At 47.2% G+C, this 22887-nt stretch carries 5 protein-coding genes; all 5 read right to left on the bottom strand.

Features of this window, described 5'->3' with window-relative positions:
- Positions 1-68 precede the first annotated feature (68 nt).
- Positions 69-4658 (bottom strand): hypothetical protein, encoded by a 4590-nt coding sequence (locus CRP01_RS34345; RefSeq protein ID WP_143473662.1) that lies wholly within the window; start codon positions 4656-4658, stop codon positions 69-71.
- A 103-nt stretch (positions 4659-4761) separates the two neighbouring features.
- A complete protein-coding gene (locus tag CRP01_RS34340) occupies positions 4762-4980 on the bottom strand; it encodes a hypothetical protein (RefSeq protein ID WP_099154615.1) in 219 nt (72 codons plus the stop codon).
- A gap of 406 nt (positions 4981-5386) precedes the next feature.
- Entirely contained in the window at positions 5387-8392 is a 3006-nt protein-coding gene (locus CRP01_RS34335; protein WP_170110663.1) for a hypothetical protein, read from the bottom strand.
- Positions 8393-8438: 46 nt separating this feature from the next.
- Positions 8439-16151: an RHS repeat-associated core domain-containing protein gene (locus tag CRP01_RS34330; protein ID WP_099154613.1), complete on the bottom strand. Its 7713-nt coding sequence runs from the start codon at positions 16149-16151 to the stop codon at positions 8439-8441.
- Positions 16144-22860: a hypothetical protein gene (locus CRP01_RS34325; protein WP_099154612.1), complete on the bottom strand. Its 6717-nt coding sequence runs from the start codon at positions 22858-22860 to the stop codon at positions 16144-16146. The genes CRP01_RS34330 and CRP01_RS34325 overlap by 8 nt, the downstream gene beginning before the upstream one ends.
- Between the last annotated feature and the right edge of the window lie 27 nt (positions 22861-22887).

The following is a 22887-nucleotide window of genomic DNA, read 5'->3' as shown; positions in this document are numbered from 1 at the left end:
TTGATCTTGTTGGTCGAATGGTCGAATATTGAAGAAAGCGGTCCCCGGATCGCCGGCAATAAATTGCTTTAAGTGTTGATCCAATAGGGCATGGGCAACACATAGCCATATTCTTTAAGAGCTTCGAGGTCTACCATCCTAATCTTGTAGAGATCCATCGTGTCGTAAATGATGTCTCTCAACTCTTCTTCTTCCCAAAGCGTACTGCCGGATTCCAGAGCATCCGGATGTACCGCTAATAGAATGGCTTGCGGTGCCTGATTATTCGGCGCATCATAGTGGAAACTAAGGCCGGTTTCTACTTTTTTATGAGGTATATGCTCGGTGAAAGCTTCGATCAGCAGCCCAAATATGGGCTGGGATGTGGTAAAAGACCGGTCTTCGGAAATATAGACTACAGTGCTTTCACATCCTTCCGGATAGTAATCACCGTTATCCAGCGGATAGGCTGCGCCTGACGCCGTATGTGTATAGATTTCCCCGGATTGGTAATGCTGCTGCAAAATGGTAGAGATATCGTTCTTAGGCAGCCCTACCCAGGGATACTCCAATCGAGTCGGGCCTTGTACTACTTTATATTTACCCGTGTTGGCAAGGTCCATGCGCGTTCTCCATACCTCACTGACCATCATCCAGTCTTCAAACACTTCCGTTTGCTCATAGACCTGAGCAACACTCTGCATCCAGTTCTGAATTCGACTCTGCCCCCAGACCCTGCCGTCTTGCGACGTAGAATGGTCTCCGATCAATAGCTGCGGTCTGTTGTCATTGAGTAAATCCGTGAAAGTCGTACTGAGAGAGGCTGGGGGCAATAGCAGGAATTCTGGCCCGAACAAGGTTTGAGCTACCTGTTTCAGCTGATCGAAAGCAGCTTCGAAAAGGGCGGTCTCTTCGTACTGAGTTAATAGTGCTATCGTCGCATCTAACTTTTCCCGGATCAGTAGATTTGCCCTTGCTTCATTTATCGGTAAATTATTTAATATGGTAGTTTTGATATCTTCCATATCCAGTCTGGCCAAAAATGCCAGATCACTCGTATCTTTCAGGTCAACGTTGCGTAGGCGTTCTACGATCTCTTCCAGACGGCTTTTAACAGCGTTCAGTGCTGATCGCTCATAGACCGCTTCTTCCTCCTCCAACTTAATGTCTGCCGATTGGATAGGCCGGCATTTTTGCAGCAGATCTAGCGTGTAGCGAGCTACTTGCTGCACCGAGGCTAACGACTGACTGCCTTCGCCCGCAAACGTACTGATCCGATAGCGGAAGTTCCTTGCTTGCGTTCCTTTTTCAGCAACCACCTGATTCCAGATACGCAGTTCCAGTTCACCGGCACCTTCGTCGAGTTCATCGCGGCTTAGATAAAGTAAATCGAGATAGCCGATATTCAGGTCGCTCAGCTTCACTTCGACCGATTCGACCAGATCCTCCTTTTCCGGATCTAATAGATCTACCATACAGCTGACCTTTTGCAAATCACCGATCACTTTCTCCAGCCACGATTCCAGCGTAGGCTCCGCTAAAGCTCGGCAGTTATCGGTTGTATAAGTGGTGTTCGCTTCGGGAAAAACCATCATGAATTGGTGCGAGATTCCCGTTCCTGGTATCCTCGTTTTTGTAGATTCGATTGATGGAGGATCAACTTCGCCTTTGGTAGCATCGAGGGCTGCAGCCGCCTGACTCAGATTGCCCTGTGTTACCTGATAGCCGGCCTCGTAAAATAAAGTATCCATGCAGCTATCCAGTGCATCCGCCAGTTTCGCTACATAATGCCGGATGATGGCAATCTTCTTTTGTTGAATAATTTTCTTGAGATCTTCTTCGAAATGTTGCTCATCATTCGCTTTCTCGATGATCATACTGCCGTTGATCACACTGAGATGTACGAAACCGGTCTGAGCAGCACTCACATTTTCATAAAGCGGGAAAGCCTCCCGCAGAATGTATATCTCTTCGTGGAGATCCCCGTTGTATAAGGCTCTTTGCTCCTCGGTACGAGGGTGCTCGTGCAGAAGGCGTTCCAACTGATAGCCCAGTAGCGCTTCCAGTTGCTGCCCCTGGCGAATGCCGTCTAACAGGAAATTGCTTTTTTGCAATCGTTCGGAAGTGAGGTTCAGTGTAAAGGGATTACTGGATTCAGCTTCATCCCGATATGACAAGAAAGAGTTCTTGAAGATAGCCGACGCCACCGCCTGAGCTGGGCCGGGGGCATGGATAATCCCACCTTCGCCGGTGTAATCGACGGTAAGCCTGTCGGGGTGATTGATATCTCCTATTACTTTTACCGGCTGCGCTTGGTTTCTATTCAACTGCTCGACCCAGCCGTAAGCACCGAAGTAGATACCTTTCTCAAAGGTCGGTAGGCGCCGCATTTCTTTGATTTTTCTGTCGGCCAACGACGTCATCCATGCATCCAGGCGGTAACTGTTGAGATCCATAACTTCTCGTATTGCTTCCGTTTGGGCCTGTTTCCTGGCGGTTGGAGTCTCCATGGCCCGGCAAGCATCGATAATCTGCTGTATGAGTCCGATCATACGATTTTTAGTCGCTCGGTAATGGATTTCATCTTTGAGGGTAAAGAGCGGATCTATGGGGTAAAATTCTGCGCCTGGTGTCGCTGATATATTTTCGATGACCCCGTCAAAAGGGGCATTAACCGGGATCGCAGGTAGTTCGTTTCCCAATTGGTCTTTCCGACTAATCGTCAAGACATTTTCTCCTCTAATCACCTCGGATCCTTCAGATTTCAAAATAGTGCCGATACGCATAACGGCTGCTCCCTGCAATTCGGAAATAGTAGGATTGTACGTGACGTTACGATAATATAATCGTATCGCCTGCTGATAGCTTCTTATTAATAAATCACTGAATAGACTGGAAGCCCCTATCCGCATCAGTTGCAACAGATCTGTTGTCTCCGTAGCCTGCAGGCGATCGATGAAAGCTTGCAACTGATCCAAATTATCTTCGGTTATAGAAAAGCCTTTTCCGGCCAGTTCCGAGCCTGTCTCATTGTCGTTACTCACGCCGAATTCATTCAGCAAAACCGAATTGCCGGATTCGAATCCAACCAGCTGTGTATCCGCTGCTTTAAAACTTAGTAACGGGCTTCGGTAGAGCGTTTCATCCTCAATTCCAAAAGTAGATTTAAGGTCGATCACCGTATGCTCATCGATCCGTACCGCCTCAAATATCCGTTTAATGGATTCAATATTTTCCCGAAGGAGATCGTAGTCTTCTCGGATAGGATCGGAAGTATTTATAGCCGGCATACCCGTTGACGGAGTTGCCACTTGCCGCAACCACCGATGCCACCGCTTTTGGAAGTGGTGATATTCCAATGGTCGGATTTGATAGGTATGAGCGGATTCCTGCATGGATAGAATGCGCAGGATCTCCAGATAGGTATCTTCTTCGTCTCCGAGGCGGGGTACCACTTTGGGGTCATCCACGGCCATACGGGACCAGCGGTTAAGCAATAGCGCAAATAGGGTCCACATCTTATCACTGAGCTGATCACTGCTGCGGATTTTCCCGCCCCGACCTTTGGTATCGTTGGTTAGTGATTTCCGAAAGTGCATGACCGGTAATACCCCGTAGGGTTGATTACCGATTTTCAGAGCTGCATATCGTCCCTTAGCGCTCACGAATTGTGCGTAATGTTCCCATAGCTCCTGGTACATTTCATTACTGATCTGATCACCGAAAAGCATCAATAAGGGCTGGGCGCCCAGGGCAAACCAGGTAGCTTCCTGAAAAAGTACACTCAGGGCCGGGTCCCTAATATCCGCATGCTGGACGTGCCTGAGATCATCGGTTTCCAGACCTAGCGCCCTTGCTAGCCGGCTCCCGGCCGCCCGATCATCCGAATCCAGATCAAATCCCTGTACGCTGTGCTTAAAGCTACCGGTCGCGTCAAATTCATCACGGGCGGAATATCCACTCTTAGCCGTTTCTGTATTGTTGGTAGGAGTACCGTAGTGAAGGAAAGAAAAACCTTCCGTGTACTGATGATTGTGAAACAGATCTGCCAATCCGCGAGCAGGAGTGAGTGGATCCTCTGCGTATCGCAATCCACTTACAATGACCTTTTCAAATTCTGTTTCTGTTTCCGTAAAGAATACTTTGGTGCCCATGCCCAAACGAACCGCTTCTTCAAAATCAGTTAGCCACTTTTCCTCCTTACTAAGTAGCGTTAAGCCCTCTCGATCGATTTTATCGCCTCTCACTTCGATCGGATCATAAGGCTTATCCTTTTTGTAAAGCGAAAAGACCAGTCGATCCGGAAGCCATTTGAGAAAAAACGCTGTAGCTTCGTCTTCGGCTTTTTCTAAGCCATGCTCGGCCGCCTGTTGTTGTTGGAGGGCAATTTCCTCTTTGCTAATTTGAGCCAACCAAGCTGCACGATAAGTACCGTACCGATTTACCAGATCTTCCCAGGCGGCTTTTTTTTCCTCGCGTGTGGTCAACTCCTTGAAAGCAACAGCGGCCGACCGTTCGTCTTGTGTCAGGCGAGGATCGTGACTTTGCAGAAAAGCACTGTCCGGGAAGGCCCGGATCCATAGCTGATTTCCTACAAAACGTGTTTCCAGCTTTAAGGGAAATAAAACGATGGGAATATTTGAAACTGGGGGAGATGCCATTGGGCTAATTTTAATCAATTACAAGATGGCCGGAAAAATTGAGCGAAGCATAGGCCTACAAAAAGGTGTGTTGTTCGATCGGCCCACCTCTTCTGTATGTACGGGCTTTAGACAATAAGAACTATACTCCTTCTACCACACCATTAGTTTGGCGCTTTTTAGTTTCCGTATCGGATTGATTACTAGCAAGCAGCTCCTCGAGGATTTGTATAGCGCCGCTGATCCTTAACATAGCTTCTTCAACATTTCTACTTTCCTTTTCCAACTCAGACAGACGTTCTTTCCCTTTTTGAAATTCAGTTTTCAACTCTGTCAAACGGTCCTCGATTAGCGTTTTCATGATGGTGAGTTTAGTTCTATATGCTTGTTCACGCGGTGTTTATGATTCCTTAAAACTAATAATTTTTATATGTAATTTATAGGAACCTAGAAAAAAATTGTTTCAAGGTCGAAGCCGTTCGGAGGAGATGATCTGATAGCTGGCAGAGATTTTCAACTGATTGTTTGTGTATACTTACTAAAGCTTATATGAATCTCAAATAAACCTCTTCCCCTAGCGCACTTCCTTCTGCCGAAAATACCGCACCTTCGGCTCAATGTTATCCCCAATTCTCAACTAGGACGCGATCTGTTGCAAATTAACCACATTCGCATCCATAACGTCCTCTATATCATATCGGAATGCAGGTAGCCGCTCAGTGGCTTAGTTTCTCACTTTAAAAAAGGATAAAATATCAATTAGCACGCTAATCAATTCCTATTCCGCCTTTAATATTCAGAGCCAATTTTATTAAACCTGTCCAACCAGCTATCCATAGTTCTTCGGCGTTCGGTTCGAAAGCACCTTTGAATCCAGCCGGCTGAATAAAAAGATCTTCTGGGGGAAGGGGAGCCAATAAATCAAAAACAGCGGTAGATTTCGGTCTAAAGTTTAAACTTCGTCTGCTACGTTTTATGTTGATCAATTGTGGATTTTCTATCGCATTGCCCCCCAGTTCCAGGTGCTTTGCAAACAAATTTTCGGCGGTAGTGGCGGCGAAGTCATCATCGGGTTGCGTAGAATGGTAAACTTGAAGCCGGAATAACTCATTCGCATCCAGATCGGCAGCATTCCAGAAGATATTATTGGTAAAAGCAAGCTGATGGTCCAGAAAGCGACGGTAACTACTTTCCCGACCATCTAACTTTAGTTCGAGTTCAATACCAGTGCCGTAATTCAGAAAAATAGAATTGCGATAGCTTCCTCCTCCATTATCCCGAAAAGTCAGTGCTGGTGCATTATTTCTCCTCCAGAGTCTTATAAACGTTGCATTATAGATGGCCGGTGCAGTAAAAGGATAGCCATCTATCGGTTGTGTGCCGCCCAGGTGTTGACTCGCTCCAACGGAATGGTTTTGTACCGATAACCAGAACTGATTACTTCCACAATACCCTTCGTTGGTTACAAAAGCAAAGTTCTGGCAAAAAGCGGAAACTAGATAAGCTGTATTAACGGTGCCACCTAAAATACGTACCCCATCTCCGTCACTGTACAATACCTCGATATGATCAATTTCGGTGTTGCTCCCGACTCCGGCCAGTAAAAGGGCACTTTGCCTGGGTGTGTCAGTGAGTTCAGCCCCCGCAAACCGAATGGAAACATACCGCATGACCCCTGATCCATCCTGGTCGTCGTAGGTTTCAAACAATCCATCTTCGTCTAAATCCTGGGCACCGTATCGTGCTCGAACTTCGTCCTCAGGAAAGCTACTTAAATGGGATTGTTCCGGAAGGGAATTAAGTCTGGCCTGACCAAGAATAGCTATACCTGACCAACGACCGGCAAATGTGGGTAAATCCTCTTGATGATCGAGGTCATCTTGATAGGTCGTAAAAATGATAGGATGAGCGGGAGTCCCAAGAGCCTTTAGATAGCCTCCTCTGGCTACGATCAAGGCCGAATATTTCGATCGGCCCCGGATCACCGTACCGGCTTCTATTGCTAAAGTGTCTCCTGCCTCGATAAATACCGGCCCGTCCAGGATATAGCTTTTGTTTTTGGTCCATTGTATATATCCTCGCCCGGTATGGTCACTGACCAGGATCTCCTCTTTAGATTGAATATTTTCCCGGCCCAGTGCAATACCGCTTGGCTTGGCCAGCCCTGTAGTAACAAAGTCAGTTATTTGTGTGCCATCCAGATTTGCGCTTTGGATCTTGTTCGATTGATTCGTCCAATAGACCCGCTGGCCGATCTCATCAACTACAAGATGCCGCAAAATACCACCACCCGGCGGGGTAATGGGCCCTTTCAAATTGCCACCATCTAATCCAACAAAGTACAATCCATTCAATCGGGTGAAATAGAGCCGGCCAAGTGAGCCATTGAGAGCAACTCCAAACAGGCCGTTCTTCATACTTACCAGGGTGTCCATATCATTACCGTCTAAATCAGCACGAAAAATACAACCACTCCTGCTTCCCGAATGATTCGCTGACCAATATATCTTATTATTCCGGATATCGATAGCTATACCCGCAGGCTGGAAGGAATCTAGCTGCAGTACATCCTCCACGTCCCTCCCATCCAGATTGGCGCGCTGTATCTTTCCCTCGCCAGCGTTAGTCCAGTAGATCTTATCGTGTAGCGTATCAACGGCTATACCTATCACACGCCCCAGCCTTACCGAAACCAACGATTCTTGTTGGCTACCGTCTAAATGAGCCCGATAGATCCCTCTGTTTTTACCTTGTATTTCTGACCAGTATATATGCTGGTTTCGTTCATCTACGGCTACGGCAATAGGATGAACGGTAGATGATTGGATCAAAATTTCTCTATCACTTAGGTCTAATGTAGCACGTTCCACAAGATCCAATCCGGAGGAGGTCCAATATAGCTTACGATTGGTCGGATCCAGCGCCACATGATTGGCTTCAGAGACATTTCCGATTACTGCTAAAATATTCCTTGAAGCGATATCGATCTGCTTAATCCGAAAGCTCTCGGCTATATATAAAGTCTGCTCTTTGGCATCAAAAGCTAATCCGATTGGTCGAAGACTGCCATCCTGTTGGCGGCTAAAAACATCTTCGATCTGAGTACCGTCAAAATTTACAGATTGTATCTTATTCAACCCCCAATCCGCCCAGTAAATTTTTTTGTTTCTAGGGTCCAGTACCAGATCGCGCGGCCGAAACAAGATGCTTTCCGGCTGTTTGTCCAGAATGGTCTCGATTTGAGTACCGTCTAGATTAGCCCGGCGCAGAACGCGGTTCCCGGAATCCATCCAATACATTTTCCCACTTTCCAGATCCAGTTCGATATCCACCCTATTACTCAGGTCGTGGGTAATGAGGTCTTCCACTTGACTGCCGTCCATGTTGGCGCGCTGGATCTTGCGGTTCTGGCTGTCCGTCCAGTAGATCTTTCGTCCTCTTATATCAAGCGCTATATTCAGGGGCTGTCCCGCGGACAGTCGAACCACCTCTCGAATATGGTTCCCATCGAGGCGGGCCCGCTTGATACTGGCCCCGCTGGCGAAGAATATCTGGTGATTGAGGCTGTCTACGGCGATCCCGGCGTTATCGCCAACCGGGGAAGAAAGGAACGGGTCCTGCCCGGAGCCGTCAAGGCCGGCCTTAGCGATGGCGTTTTCTGTAACATCGGACCAGTAGAGTTGACGGGTTGATGAATTTTGTGAATGAACGGGCAAAGAGAAGATAGTCAGTAATAACAATACTGATAAAACAATGGATCTAGCGGTGCGCATAATTACGGATTTCATAAAGAACTCATCAGCTGTTTTGTGCTTATTACTAATCTTTGGTTCTCAGCCAGTCCCTGCGAATTTGCATAGTAGGCGCACGAAGTCTAAGTGCCGGTAATTCATAATGAGAGTTTCTAAAATCAGGATCTTCGGATAAATCTCGGTGTATCTTATTTTGCGAAAATTTATTAGAGATATAATCGGCGTTTACACCTGAATCAATTCCTGCGCCTCCGTAACGTCTAAAGGAAAGCCCACCAGTAAATTGATGGATTCTGACGCCTGGTCCCGTTGTTAGATAATACCCCCTAGAATTAGGATTAGGAGTCATTGCATATGGGGCGGACGCTCTGCGATCTTCATTCGCAAAGACTCGCTCTCCGGCTTCATCAGTAATGAAGTCAGTTCGATCAGCTATATGTAGACGCAGCTGTAGCGTATTTATATCATCGTGGTAGTTGAGTTTTAATAAATTACTGGCAGTAAGTGCTTCATCCGAACCGCCACCCAAATAGGGTAGGCCTCCTGCAAGCCAACCATCATTAAGGCTATTGAATTGTAACGATAGCCTCCAAAAATTGAATCTAGCATATAAGATTCCCTGCGTTTGGCTGATGTCCCAACCCTTTAATTTCCCCAAAGTGTGGTTCTGTCCTAATCCGAATGTAAAAAAAGATCCTTCATTGAGGAAGTTGCTACCGGCAAACCCCGGTATACTAAAATCGCCAATTGGCGCCCCTTCACTGCTAATAAATGGACCAAAATTTAAACCTGCAAACCAACCAAAATCGACTCTCGGGCTGAATCCCTTGACCCCATATCTTCTGGAATTTAAAGACAGCGCAAATCTGGCTCCCCCTTCAATCCCGATGATTTCCGTCTGCGACTGTAACTGTCCGGCAGCAAATACGGAAAGACCGGTCTCATCGGAACCAATCTGTCCTTGAAATCCCAAATGAAAAGTAGCGGCTACCCGATAATCTACCCCATCTAGTCCATCTTCATCCACCCGTGAAATAGGGGAGTTATCAGCATACAAGTAAGCACTAGCGCCTGCGTTCTGATCCGAGAGCGGATCCACTGATAAGAATCGCCCTACTGCAGGAGAAAATATCCTTTGGTTAAAATCATAATTTCCGTTGAACTCTCGTTCCTCCCCGGCAAACCCTCCCAACTGCTCGTCGAAACGCATAATTCTGCCGGGCATTTCCAACCCAAAAGGATAATAATCCCGGGAAGTATGCTGCGCTGGGCCATAAATGCTCCGATCTTCGGAAATATCATCAGGCGAGTTTCCGTATTTATGATCCCTAAAGGTTAACAAAACGTTACCCAAGTGATCTGGTCCGATGAAGTGTTTTTGCCCTACCGGGTTTATCTCCGATCCCGCTGCTGCATTACTAGTCAGGTTCATTTGCGTTTGGTACATACCCATCTTACTGGATGCATAGATAGGCTGATGCTGCAGGTAAACGGAATCTCCCCGTATGGAGTAAAGCGCCATAAGTTTCCCACTCATATCTCTGACGTACCACTGGCTGGAATCAGCTCCTGATCTAAAAGTTTTCTGAAGAAAACCATTGTAATGAAAATTGATCTTATCCGATTCTTGTTGTACAGCACTTATTTTACCAAATGGAGTCCATTCGATTTCCTTTATACCCGATGTTACATCGCTAATTACTTGTCCTTTTGGATCATATGCGTAATTAAAGGGCTTTTGATCCGCCAGATCCATTCCGAATACTTTTCCTACCCGATCGTCGATGTATTGAATCTGGTCACTATTGGGCGAATAGTGATAGGTTAAATTATCCATTATTCTATTGCCGGATCCGTTTCGTTTTACCCGCAAAAAATTTCCATTCTGATCATAGCTGAATTCCGTACGATAGTCTGCTACTACTTTACTTCCCTGCCACGAATTCGTCATTCGGTTAAACCCGGTACAGATATCCATTGTCTTCAGTCGGTCCAATTGATCGTATCGATATATTTTAGCCTGCACTTTTTGTTCATCCGGCATAGCGGCCAGACTGGTCACTACGTGTTGAATATTTCCGCTGTACTGTTGATAGCGACTCAGAGGAGTATTCCTGGTATCAGCCACAGCTCTTTTGGCTCGTTTTATCGGTTGATAATCGCCATCGTAATATCCCAGGCTGAGGCCAAAAGCATCCTGGGCCTTCAGCATTTGCGGGTAGTTTAAGAAGAAACCGTCCTCTCCGATATCCTTATCCGGACGAAGCGCATTTGAATTAATGATCTTGAGCCAACCTTGAATAGTGTAAGCATAATCAATACCTTGGATGCGAGTTTCACCGATCTCAACACGGGCCAACGGCCCATGATCATAGTAGCGGTAGCCAGCATCTCGTTCCCAAATGAAACCATTCGTACTGGTCTCAACGTTTAATAAGCGATTATCAGCATCGTATGCATATCGATGCATAAATTGATCCGGTGCACCTGGTTGGTAAGTGGTTCGTTTCAGATAACCACTGATCAAGTCATATTCATATACCACTCGCTTTAACCGATGTGCTTCCGGCATTTGTGGATTCTCCTGAATTAGTTCCCTAATATTGCCGTGTACATCATAGCTGAAATGAGTGAGATATTGATAGGCTTCCGGCTCGCTCACACTTCTTACTGTAGTTACTCTATTCCTTGACCATCGTTGGCCATTTTTGAAAAGATCTTCAACCATTGGAGAGAAAGCCTTATCGTAAACAGTCTGCGTATAAGTGGTCCTATTACCATTCTGGTACCACTGCTTCCACAATTCCGGGTTTTGTACTAGTGCCTCGGTAAATGGTTGACGGCTAATCATCTCCCCTGCTTCTATGGTTCTACCTTGTGGATCATATTGTACATAACTGTAAATATTAGTACCATCGTTTTCCTGTAGGGCTCTTTGATTAGCATCCTGGCTTACCACCGGCCGCCCCAATTGGTCAAACCAATAGCGCGTGGTACCCCCATCCGGCGTCATTCGCTCCACCACCTCATTCCGGGAATTGTAACGATAAGTAGTAAGCATCGAATGATCCGGATAGATCGGCGCGGCGGCATTGCTTGTTCGATAGGCGGCCACGCGTTTCAAACGAGTTCCAGATAAAATATCCACGCCTTTAGGAGGTACCGTTTTGATCAGATTACCGGACTGGTCATAATAGTAAAGCGTATAATGATAAATCTGCTCGTTAAAGGAAGCGTTGAAGAGTTCTTTGGTAGCCAGGCAACTGCTAAGATATCTCTGGCGCAGGTTTTGTTCGATGCTATCCCGGTAGCGCTGAAAACGCAGATCAACAGTCCATTGCAAGTCTTCTTCCTGTTGTTCAAAACAGGGGGGCACATAGACTGGTACCGGAATAGGTTCAACACAGCAGGACGGTAGATCACAGGCCAAACAATCATTGCTTCGGCAACAGTCGCCAAAGATGTAGCAGTTATTGGTCACTTTAATACGTACTGGAAGGCCAGCTTCATTACCTACATTTATGATCATCGATCTACCGGCACACGAGCCTTCCTCTTCTTCTATAATTGCTGCTACTGTGAGCTCTAATTCTCTTCCCAGGCGGTAAAAATCAAGAAAGTTAAATCCATCGAGTGCCTCGAACGAAATATCGCATATATCCTTAGTTTGGGGGGTATCCGGGCAAAAAACTTCAAATTCCAGTCTACCTCTGAAACGGGTATATTGGGATGGATCATCAACTTGAAGGGGTGGCAAATTGTTTGACGGATCAACCGGCCGGTTGCCATCGTCCGTAGTATTCCATTCTGAAAAATTCCAGCTAAAGTAAGGATCAACAAAAACATCGCACTCCGTAATATTTTCCTGATGGTATTTTCCCATTTTTTCTCCCAGTTGATTCCGAAGATCCAAATCCCTTTCATAAAATTGGTTATTTACCAACAGATATCTTACCACTTCCAGGAATTCGTCGGCAATTGGCTTTACTTCACAATTTCCAACTACAATCGGACTGGCACATTTCAGCAGCTCCGCACAGGAAATATAGCCTTCCACATCCATATATGCTCCGGATGCTAGATAGGCCCGTAATCGAAATGTTTGATTTTCAGCAACCAGATCCAGGCTTGTCGGCCGATCCAGGTATTCCAGACAGGTGAACCATTCGACAGCATTCCAGGATATCGCCGGATCTGTTTTGTGTAAACGGATCTCACATTGCCCGGTATTTGCCGACAAGATCTGAATGACCAGCAGGTCTCCCCGGTCGATCACTTTCCACTGATACGTGAGCTGGTTGGGATCGGGAAAAAGGTTCAGTATGGTTCGACTCAATACCAGGGGCGCATCCGGAACGGTGCCGCTGGTCAGCAATTTACCGCTGCGGGCGGCCGCTGTCAGCAGGCTTTCGATCTCGGTGGCGATGGGGCATTTTCCGCAGACCTCCTGCACAATTTGTTCGTGCTCTTGCCGCAGTTCCTCCAATGAAAGCTGTTCTATACGGTCCAGTCCTTCATCCGCGTCCGGGAACCGTTTGGTTTTGTCTTGGTAAGCATCGTTGCGCATCCGCTCCTGGCAATTGGAAGGTGCTGTTTCTCCAATACAATTATTGCGGTAAAAATGACTTTGAGCATTGATGAAGGCGCGCCGCTCCTCATCCCACAATTGCCGCTTCTGAGACAGATAGATAGCCCGGAACATTTCCCATTCCAGATCTTCTTTGCCCGTAATTGCTCCCAGAGTAGTCATCGACCGGGCACATTCCAGCAGGCCGGACCCGCTTTCGTTGGGATTATTGCAATGGACGATCAGGTGAACCAATTGAATGATGGTCAGGCGGTCGTCGATGTCTGATTCTTCCGACCTTACCTGAATGCTTTCCAGACGCTCTTCCATTTTTTGTCCTCGGCCCTCATTCTGCAGAAATGGATCTAATTCAATAGGTGAGAGCAAACCAGCGGCAGAAGCTTCGGCAAAATTATCAGCCTCCCGCATCCGGGCATCAAAGGAAAAGCTTTCGCTGTTTTGGCGGCACCATTTGTAATAGCCGTACTCAGGATGATAGTATTTCAGGGCTTCGGCCCAACTGTACTCCCAGTTGTCAATGAAATCCTGCGGTGAATCCAATTCTTCCGGTGCACATAGCAGTTGTCCATTGCCTCCGACGACCGGAGTACCGATACATTGCTCTTCCCGTTCTATGGCTACCAGAGCCGGTGAGCCGTCGGCATTACGATAACCGCCAACGGGGTTTCGCCAATGGGCATCCTTCAGCGGAAGATCATTTTCGTTATTGAGTACAGAGAGAGGAAATTGTTCCGGCTGATATGTAAAACTAAGGGTATCCAGATACAGGGCGTATTGACCGCCCGGTTGCAGATCGGCCAGGATGGCCTCCAAGCCGGCAATGCAAGGATCATCTACCATGCCATCCCCACAATTCAGTACGCAGTCCCGGCCGATATTTTTCCTGGCTTCGGCATCAAAGCTTACTTCTTCTACTGTTCCCCCGGGCAATTTCACCTTGAGACTTGCGGGAAATACCTCCGTCTCACACGCCAGACAGGGTTCTTCACAATCGCTGAGATCGATACCTTCTCTTAGGTCAATTTCCAGTTGCTGTCTCCATTTATCCAGGCAGATATTTTGTTGTTCATCCAGATAATCCGCTACATAGGCTTCTACCGCCGCTTCATTGACGCATAATGTTTTGCCGACGGTATAGGAACCGCGATCGAGTTCAACTTCAAAGTCCAGACGCAAAGGTTTGCCATCGGTTTCCTGACAGGCGCTAAGCTCGGTCAGGCTGCCGATCGGTTCTGTCTTTTCGTATATCAATGCACCATCATCATTGTGGATAGTGATCTGAAGATCGTATACGCAATCGTAGCAAACTGGCCGCTCAGGACATGAGTCATCCAAAAAATCCGCCGGATCCAATTCATAACGGAATTGATAGGTGCTATGGTCCGCGCTGACAAACAGGCGTTTACTTGACTGCAGGGCTGATGGAGATGGCGCCAGCTGTTCTTTTTCGAGCAGGTTAAAGACCAGCGGCTTAAGCCCTGAAGAGTTGAGGGGCAGCACATTGTCGGGAGCATCACCGGTGAGCGCCGTTGCGATTAGGTTGCCGTTCGGGTCTTTGTATTCAACGTATGCCTGTCCATTGGCGTCCACCAACGTCTTGCGTTCATAATATTGTGCATATCCGGCCTCATTGCCAAAAATTCGATCCAGTTCTTCCTGAGCCGGTACACCGTAGTAATATTTATCTTCGTGACCCGATCCCAATTGATGGTGTGGGCCCGGGCTGCCCTGCCGAATGATCCTACCCAGGTTATCCGGGCTGTATTGCCGTTGAGAAAACGGATACCCCTGAGCATCGGGCAAATATGCCTGGTGACCGGACTGATCAGGATTATAGGGAGAAAAATAACGCCCCGTCCCATTATGACGCTGCGATAGCGGCCGTGCTTTCCCACCCAAACTCTTAGCCTCAAAGTCAGCAAATGTATAGGGATTACCTTCTGGGTTTAGGGTAAAATCCTTTTGGTAGGCTATAAATGGTTGATTGGTCGGCGGGGAAGGAAAAGATTTGGGGCTGGGGAGTATTTCCACCGCAGGCCGGCCGAGATGATCGTAGATGTTTTCTGCTCCTATTAATACCTGGTCACTGTTTAAACGGCTGACTGTTTGCCGTCTGCGCATGCTGCCATCATAATACGAGACCACATCTTTTCGCCTTCCTCCCTCGGCAAAAGTGGCAATATGTTGCCAGTTCTTTTTTTCTTTTTCATGTATATAGGAGGTACGGCCGGATAGGGTCGCGATTGAGTGGTTGGATCGCCCTCCCCTAAAAAACTGGCCTGCATCATTGGTGTAAGCACTCCATCGGCCTACAACCAACTGGTCAAAAGAGGGCCCGTCGAGACCTACACCACGAATACGCCAAAGCAACACTCCCTGTTCGAAGATCCACGGGATCTGATAAAAATTACTATCCAATCTCACCCGTGTACTGTTATTTCTGAAATCATAGAATAGCTGTGTCCGACGCTGGTCGAATGGGCGCGTTAACTGTTCCGAGGAATAAGAGTTGATGAAAGTGTATTCCAATTCATAATACTCCGCCCAGGCCAAGACATTCCAACTGATATCAAGATTGCCAGAACTGTGATCAGGACTATCTCGTAGTTCAGATTGGACATTGGCTGGAGACTGACTGGGGTTTATTGAAAAATACCGATCCACTTGAATCTGAGCCTGAAGCTGGACCTTTGGTTTTAGCTCATTTTGATCCAATAGTTGCCCCAACCGATTATAAAATCGTAACGGCTGAACGATCGTCCATTCCATAAATTGTCCGTCCTTAAAGGTAAAAAGCGTCTTATCCGGATAACTTACTCCTCTCTCCGGATCATATTCCACTTCAAGGATTATGTTCTGAGTGGGCTGCCAGTTTCGGTCGTAGGATTTGTAGCGAATCTGTATTTCCAATTCCGCACGAAAAAACACCTGAACCGGCTCGATACCATAGGGCAATACCTCCAGGTAAATCAGGTTATCACAGCTTTTTACCGTCAAGCGTTGGTCCCAACCCAGCCTGGTAAAGCCCCGAGAATCAAAGATCTCATCGTTGTACAGCGTCATGTCGTCAATGGCTGATAATAACTCTTCTCCGCTGATAAGCTTACTGAATTTCCGGATCTTTGCCTCAGCAGCCTGCCCCAACCCAAGGCAAAGCATTAATAAAAGATATAGTTTTAATCGCTTATTCATCTTCAGCAAGGGTTTTAGGTTTGGCAGTATTAATTTCCTGAATAGTCATAAGGCCTCTTTCCGTTTCTTTTTTAGTTCGCTGCAAAGCACCTTCTTCATTATATTCATAAATGGTAGCAAAATTGTTGGCATCCAAAATTGCTCGAAGCCGTAAATTTTGGGCATCGAAAACATAAGTCTCCATCTGCGCATCGAAGGGATGAATACGGATATCATCAAACCAACCGCCTCTTTTTCCACTATTTAGGGTTACTTTGATCTCCGGGTCGGTATCCTCAATGTCAAATGAAGAAAAGATGCGTTGCCAGCCTTCTACCACGGGCCCTCTCGGATGAAAGTTCTGATCTCCTATACTAATGAACGGGGGACCTTCCGAAGACAACTCTTCCCCGCTGTCTTTGACCCAGGCGCTAATAATATACTTTCCAGGGGGCGGCTGAAAAGTAGGGATTAGATCACAAGGCTGGAGGAGATATTGATGGTTGGTGATACCACCGGAAGGCAGTTCCCGGCAGAGTTCCGACAATGAGCGGGAAATACTTACGGACTGAGGTCGATCGAAGGAAGCCGGCAGCCTTAGACTGCTGCGACCGGTATGGCGCTGCTCCTGATCGATCTTTAGGCCACGAATGTTGCTTTCTTCGATGGCCTCCTGAAAACTCCAATGTCGCGGCGGATCGCAGTCACCGATCTCTCCAATCCGGTTTTTGTAATCATAATCTTCAAACCCGTCGAACACTAAGGCAGAATGAGTGGTGTTCGCACCGACGGCGGTGACCAGATTATGGTCATAGCCATATAACTCTGCCCGGCTTCTCCCGAGCGGATCTAAACTTTCCAGTCCGTTACCCAACGGATTGATTACCCGGGAAAGGCTCTCCCATTGCCAGTTATCGCGCCGGTGACCGGAGAAGGAGGACCAGAAGGGTTCGAAGTTGATGAAGGTTCCGGCCTGATGTGCTCTTCCGGAGGTACGCTCGGATAGATAGACCCAAGATCGCAAGGGACGCCAGTTACCTAGTATCCCGGCGCGGAATGGATTAATTGCCGCCCCAGGAACCACATCGCAGGAATGAATTGGCTTGCTGCCGAACCCTTCGGTACAATCAGCTATGGGAAGACACGGAGCAAAGCCCTGTAAGCTTAGGCTTTGAACGATGCCGTTGGGATCATCTGGATCAGTAAATTCAACATCGATGAGAAAATCACCGACACTTCCACACTGGAAAGGAGAAGTGCGATCAATCTGTAGATTTCGAATTGCGGAGATCCCATTCAGTGGAGGAAAAGGCCCATCCGGATTGCGCAAGGTAAGGCTGCAGATAGTCTCACTGGTGATCTTGTTCTTGATTACAATTTCCAAAGAGCTGTAGGCATACTGAACGTCCCAAGACCAGATAAAATAGTCTTTAATCGAACTAATAAAAGTTTGCTGGCTTACCGTCAATCCACCCTTGCTGTAGTTAATCGCGCCAAATGGTGTTTCAATCTGAGTAACATCGATAGGGACCAGTTTAGAGCGAGCTCCGATATAATCACCGTCTTCGGGCAAATCGGCATAATGGGTTCCTGAAAGTGCCTGCTGTAGATATAGCAGCACAAAGACTTCAAAATCGGCGGGAAGTGGTCGGGTGCCGGTTTGACGACTTCTAATTATGGGCAGGAGATCCTCTTCCAACAATAATTTATTGCCCTGAGATAATACATCCTGCAATAGGTACAAAAGAGCGGTAGCGGAAGATTTTGGTGTGTTGTACTCCATTAATAGCGCTACCCGATCATCGAATATTTTTTCCGGAGGTAAGACCTCAATCATTTGGCAATTATCGCAGGCAACTCCTGGAGTATTTACCTGATACGCAGCGTACGTCTGCCAATGATCGGCGAACTCCATGGCATTGGCGTCAATAACCTGTTTGAAATCGAATCCATTCGAGAGTGGATCGACTTTGGTCACCACCGTTCCCTGGGAAAAGGACTGCTGGTTGCGATAACCTGATCGCACCACTTTGATCTTTTCGTGCACTCGGGGCGGAATCGCTTGTCCGATATCATCGATCAATGTAAGGCCCTCCGCAGTAACCTCCAATACCCAGGCTTTATCCCTTTTGAGCACTTTTTGGATGGGTTCACCCGGCGTACCCCCGGTGGCTTCTATGTATTCCAGCAGCAATTCGTCACCCGGAAAGAAAAAATCCGAACCGGAAGCCAAGGGCAAAAGTCCATCCGCCGAAGTTTCTACCTGTTCCAGTACGGCACCTATATTCTGCCAGGCGCCTCCCATTCCGGGATATTCCCAATAGGCAGGAATTTCCATCGTGTAATAAGACTGACCGAATTCACTTTGTGCTTCGGTTACCAAAACCTCTCCGGTCAATGCGTCCCAGGCGCGATTCGTACTGGTTATGCTGGCTCCCATATCATGCGTGGTGACCGAGGCCAAAATCCCACTTCTTTGAACCACTTTGGTCGCCACTATGGAACGGAACCTGTTGGTAGATTCCGCCAGATCCGGATAGGGTATAGGGATAGTTATCGGGAAAATGCCCGCCAGGAAACCATCCGCATTGATGTCAACTCCGGTGGCTTTCACTTTATGTAAACTCTCCCGGGCATCAAAAATAATATCATAGGTTAAACCGATGATGCCTTCTTCCTGCCGTAGCCCCCCCCCGTCAGCCTGCCGGATCACGGGAGCCGTATTTTTCAGTTGATCCGGAGCATCGGGCTCGGTCAGATATTGGAAGCTGATACCGGAAACCGGCGCTTCCGGCTGATCCTCCGCGTATAACCACTGGGCCCGCGGTTTACCGTGCATATCATTCAATTCAATGCTATAGCCCTGGCTTAGAGCCATTTCATCAATATCGCGGTTATATACCGGACTAATGATGGGGAATGGATTATTGCGATTTTTGCTTTCCCCCGGGACCAGGTCCGTCTGCCGGACAATAACAGGAAAATCCCTGGCCGTGTAATACTCCTGTACGGTAGTACCGTTTCCGGTAACTACTACGGAGGCGGGCTTGAGTTGGCGGATATTTACTGTGCTGTATCCCACTGAAGGCCCCGGGAACAAAGATTCTCCAAAGGGATGTAACTGAAAAAGGGATAAGCGGTTGTGTTTGAATCTTTGCGGCTGTACAAAGGGGTTTTCATCTCCTCCGACCAATGGTTCGTAAGTGGCCACCCCCGAACTAATGGATTGACCATCGCTGTTTACCGTGGTATAATCGTATTCCTGCCCGTAATCAAAGTTCAGCAAGTCAAGCAATTCGCCCTCCCGTTCCGTCATCTTGCCCCATTGATCATTCAGCCGGATCCTTTTTACGCGACTGCCTCCTCCGACCTTCCGGGAATGGGGATGATTGAGTCTGATGAAGGAGGTTTTAGAAGACAAAGCATTAGCGTATTTTCGGTCCTTCATATAAGTGTTGATGCCGTTGAGAATATCCGAAACACTATCCCAAATAAACAAAAAGGAAGAGATCAATCGCTTGGCGTCTCCTTGATTGAATTCTCCGTTTTCATAGGCAATATGGGGTAGATGTAGGTTGAGAAACTGCCAGGTGGACTGAGCAAGCGGATGGACCATACTGCCCCGGTATTTAGAATTCTTTCCAATGCCTCCGTTTTCAAATTCTACTTCCCGGATTTGTACCCAAGCCCGGGTGTAAGCATTATTCACTTTACTGCTTTCGTCGAAACCATAACGTTTTGCGCCCCCTACCAATGGCAGAAATTCGCGAATGGTCTCACTGCGGTCGTCCCTTATCCGGACCTGGGCATTGATATACAATTCTTCAATATTTTCAAAATAGCCATCCAATTTTTCCGGTTCATCATCAGCGATCGGCTTCAGCAAATCGAAAAAGAAATAGGAGAAATTGCGTTCGCCGTCATAAAGACTCAATGTCCCTGCCTGCAATTCGGGGCCTGCACCGGTACCAACTACCGGAACCATTATCTGTGCGTTTTTATTCTGCACATAGGCATAGTCATCGGCTTCGTACTCGATATTCAGCTTGCCGCCATTGGGAAGTGAAATATCCGTAAGGTGCCAGGCGGCAGCTTCCTGGTCGGCCAGTTGTCGATCGGGTTGCCGGCTATAGGGAAATCTGGTATTGGAAAGTTCGGGATCACTTTGTTTAAAGGTGGCCCAACGGTCGCTGTTTTGTTGGTTGTAATCCGGGTTGAGACCGTTATAATTAAAGCGATAAGGGCTGAACCTCCCTTTATCAGATTCCTGATAGGTAATACTGATTTCCTTTAATGTGAGCTTCCCTTTATTCCTTGCGATACTGTTGGGAACATTCTGACATAGTGAATAATTATAACTAAAATGAACAGTTTTGATGGGTACCGGACTCCTACCATTCGTTCGCAATTCAGAAGCCGTATATAATTCGATGCGATCCAGCTTACGTAGCCGGTCAATATTCGTTCCACTAGGCAATTTTCCGGAAGCATCTTCCACTGCAATACCATCTTCTCTGTCGGAGGTAATAAACCGGGCCTCATAATTCTTCGTTTGGATCGAATGCAGGTACCAGATCTCCTTTTCACCATACAGGTAAGAGGCCAGGTCATCTTCAAAGTCTGCGGATTTTCCTTCTAGATAGAAGGCTTGTCCCGCTCCCATCGGACTACGCCATTTGTAGTGCTGATGCACCCGGTCGTAGTTGAAACGGGTATAGGTACCCAGATCGTCGGGGGTTGGGCCGTTTCCGGTAAGGTCAATATAGTCAGGAGACAACATGGCGGTAAGCCGATAGGCATAAGCATAAGGGGGAGTGGTAACACTTTCAAAGAAATGACTTTTCCCGCGTTTATTTTCAGGTGTGTCGTCATTGCCGAATGAGAAATCAACCAGGCCGTCGGTCACTTCCGGCGATGCATCCGGGCCGGCACTTATGTTAAAAGAGACCTCTTTCTTAACTATATTATAAGTAGGAAGACCATAAACGAAGCGAACGCCGTCTTCTCGCGTGACTGTAATCTCGGATACATGATGAGAAATATCTACCCCCACATTGGGCTGTTCCAAATTAAGCTGAGTTCGGTGTCGGCTATTAATATACGGGGCATAATCGAAAATACGTTTCTCCAAACCGGCAACCCTTGCCTCAGCGGCCGTAAGCGTCGAAAAATTAATATTTCGGGACACTCTTTTCGATAGAAAATTACTAAGTCCTCCAATATTGAAGTTCGTGGTTCGGTTTGAATATACTGCTTGCAGCGCGTTGGATGTTCTTTGGCCATTCAGGAGCACCGCAATGGGAGCTTCCTCTTTCCAATCGTTATATTGGTCCGGATTTTGTAGGGCGGTAGTTTCGCCGACCTGCTTGAAATAAAACGGTTCGTACAACGGCCCTTTGCCTTCGGAAGTATTAAACAGTAATTTTTCCTGGATTGGATTGCCTTGCTTCCAGATCCCTCCATAGCGATTAATGGTAGTGACCGAAAGGTTCCCGCCGACTTTAAAAAGTTGGCCACTTCCGATTTCCAATCCACCGGAAATATTCGGATCCTCCAGGCCGCCGGTACTGTTTACTGCATCATAAACGGTACCGATATCGGAGCGATGGGGCCGGAACATGCCGTTGATGCCTTGGCCGCTGACCATATAGAGATCATAAGTGTGATAGGCTAGCGGCAGGTTTTTCTGTTTGGCGTAGAAATTGCCATCTTTTTCCCGATTGAAATCATGCAAAACTCGGCTGGCATTTCGCGATTTTTCCGCGAACAAATAGCCATATGCACGGATTCTTTCGCTTCTTTTCGCCAGTCGTTGTTTAGAATAATAGCCTGCGATATCCAACGGATTTCCAGTCGTGCCGAAAACTTCGGCTCCGACTTTTAGGGCAAAAGCATACGACTGGTCGGCCATCGGCACCGGGAAGCTCGGGGTGTAAGTTGGAGAAGCAAAAGAAAGTTTTGTTCCAAAAGATCCACTTCCTTGAGCGCCGTTATTCCAGCTGTTTTGAAAGCCCCCCATCAAATTAAGGGATACCGTCCCACTCCGGGAATTATAATCTACGCCGATATTACCTCCCAAAGCGGCGGTGCTCTGACTCGCATTTATTTTTTGGGAAACGGACAGGCCAAGAGAAGCATTTACGCCATTATTGGAAGAGTAACCTAACCCAGCCGTTAAAAACGGTTTCGAGTTTTCGGATGCCCGTAAACCCGCACTTAGCCCCTTCTCATAGCCCCAACCCCGATAATTATTATAGTTTACTCCAATTTTTTCCCCTATCTTGAGATAATCGGTTTCAAAGCCAAAAATTTCAAGGTCGACACCTACTGTTCCTCCCCAGGTCTCATTATCTTTTATGTTCATCTGCTTTTCCAGAATATCTCCAGCAAAATCATCAGGTAGACCCCGCACCTGCCGGTTGATAACTCCGGGGTTTAAATTCCATCCTAATCCTACCCAGCTTGCTTCCTGGTCCATCGTGATCCCCGATTTATAGATCAGATTGATCGGGTATCCGCCCACATCCAGTAATGGGATATTATAAGTAAAATCCCCGGTAAAGGGGTCTACCAACTCCGTGGTGCTGAGGGGCTCAAATGTTTGCACTTCCGGCTGAGTCGGTCCGCCGGTCTGACACAGGGCAGTGTAGGAAAAAAGTAGCCAGATAGGAAGAAAGCAGATCAGTTTAAGTTCTATGCTACGGGAAATGAGTTCTAGATGGAGAAACATAATTAAAGGTTTTGTTATTTTATTACC

The sequence above is a fragment of the Flavilitoribacter nigricans DSM 23189 = NBRC 102662 genome (assembly GCF_002646595.1).
GTDB classification, from domain to species: Bacteria; Bacteroidota; Bacteroidia; order Chitinophagales; family Saprospiraceae; genus Flavilitoribacter; species Flavilitoribacter nigricans.
This window is presented reverse-complemented; position numbering and strand designations above follow the sequence as displayed.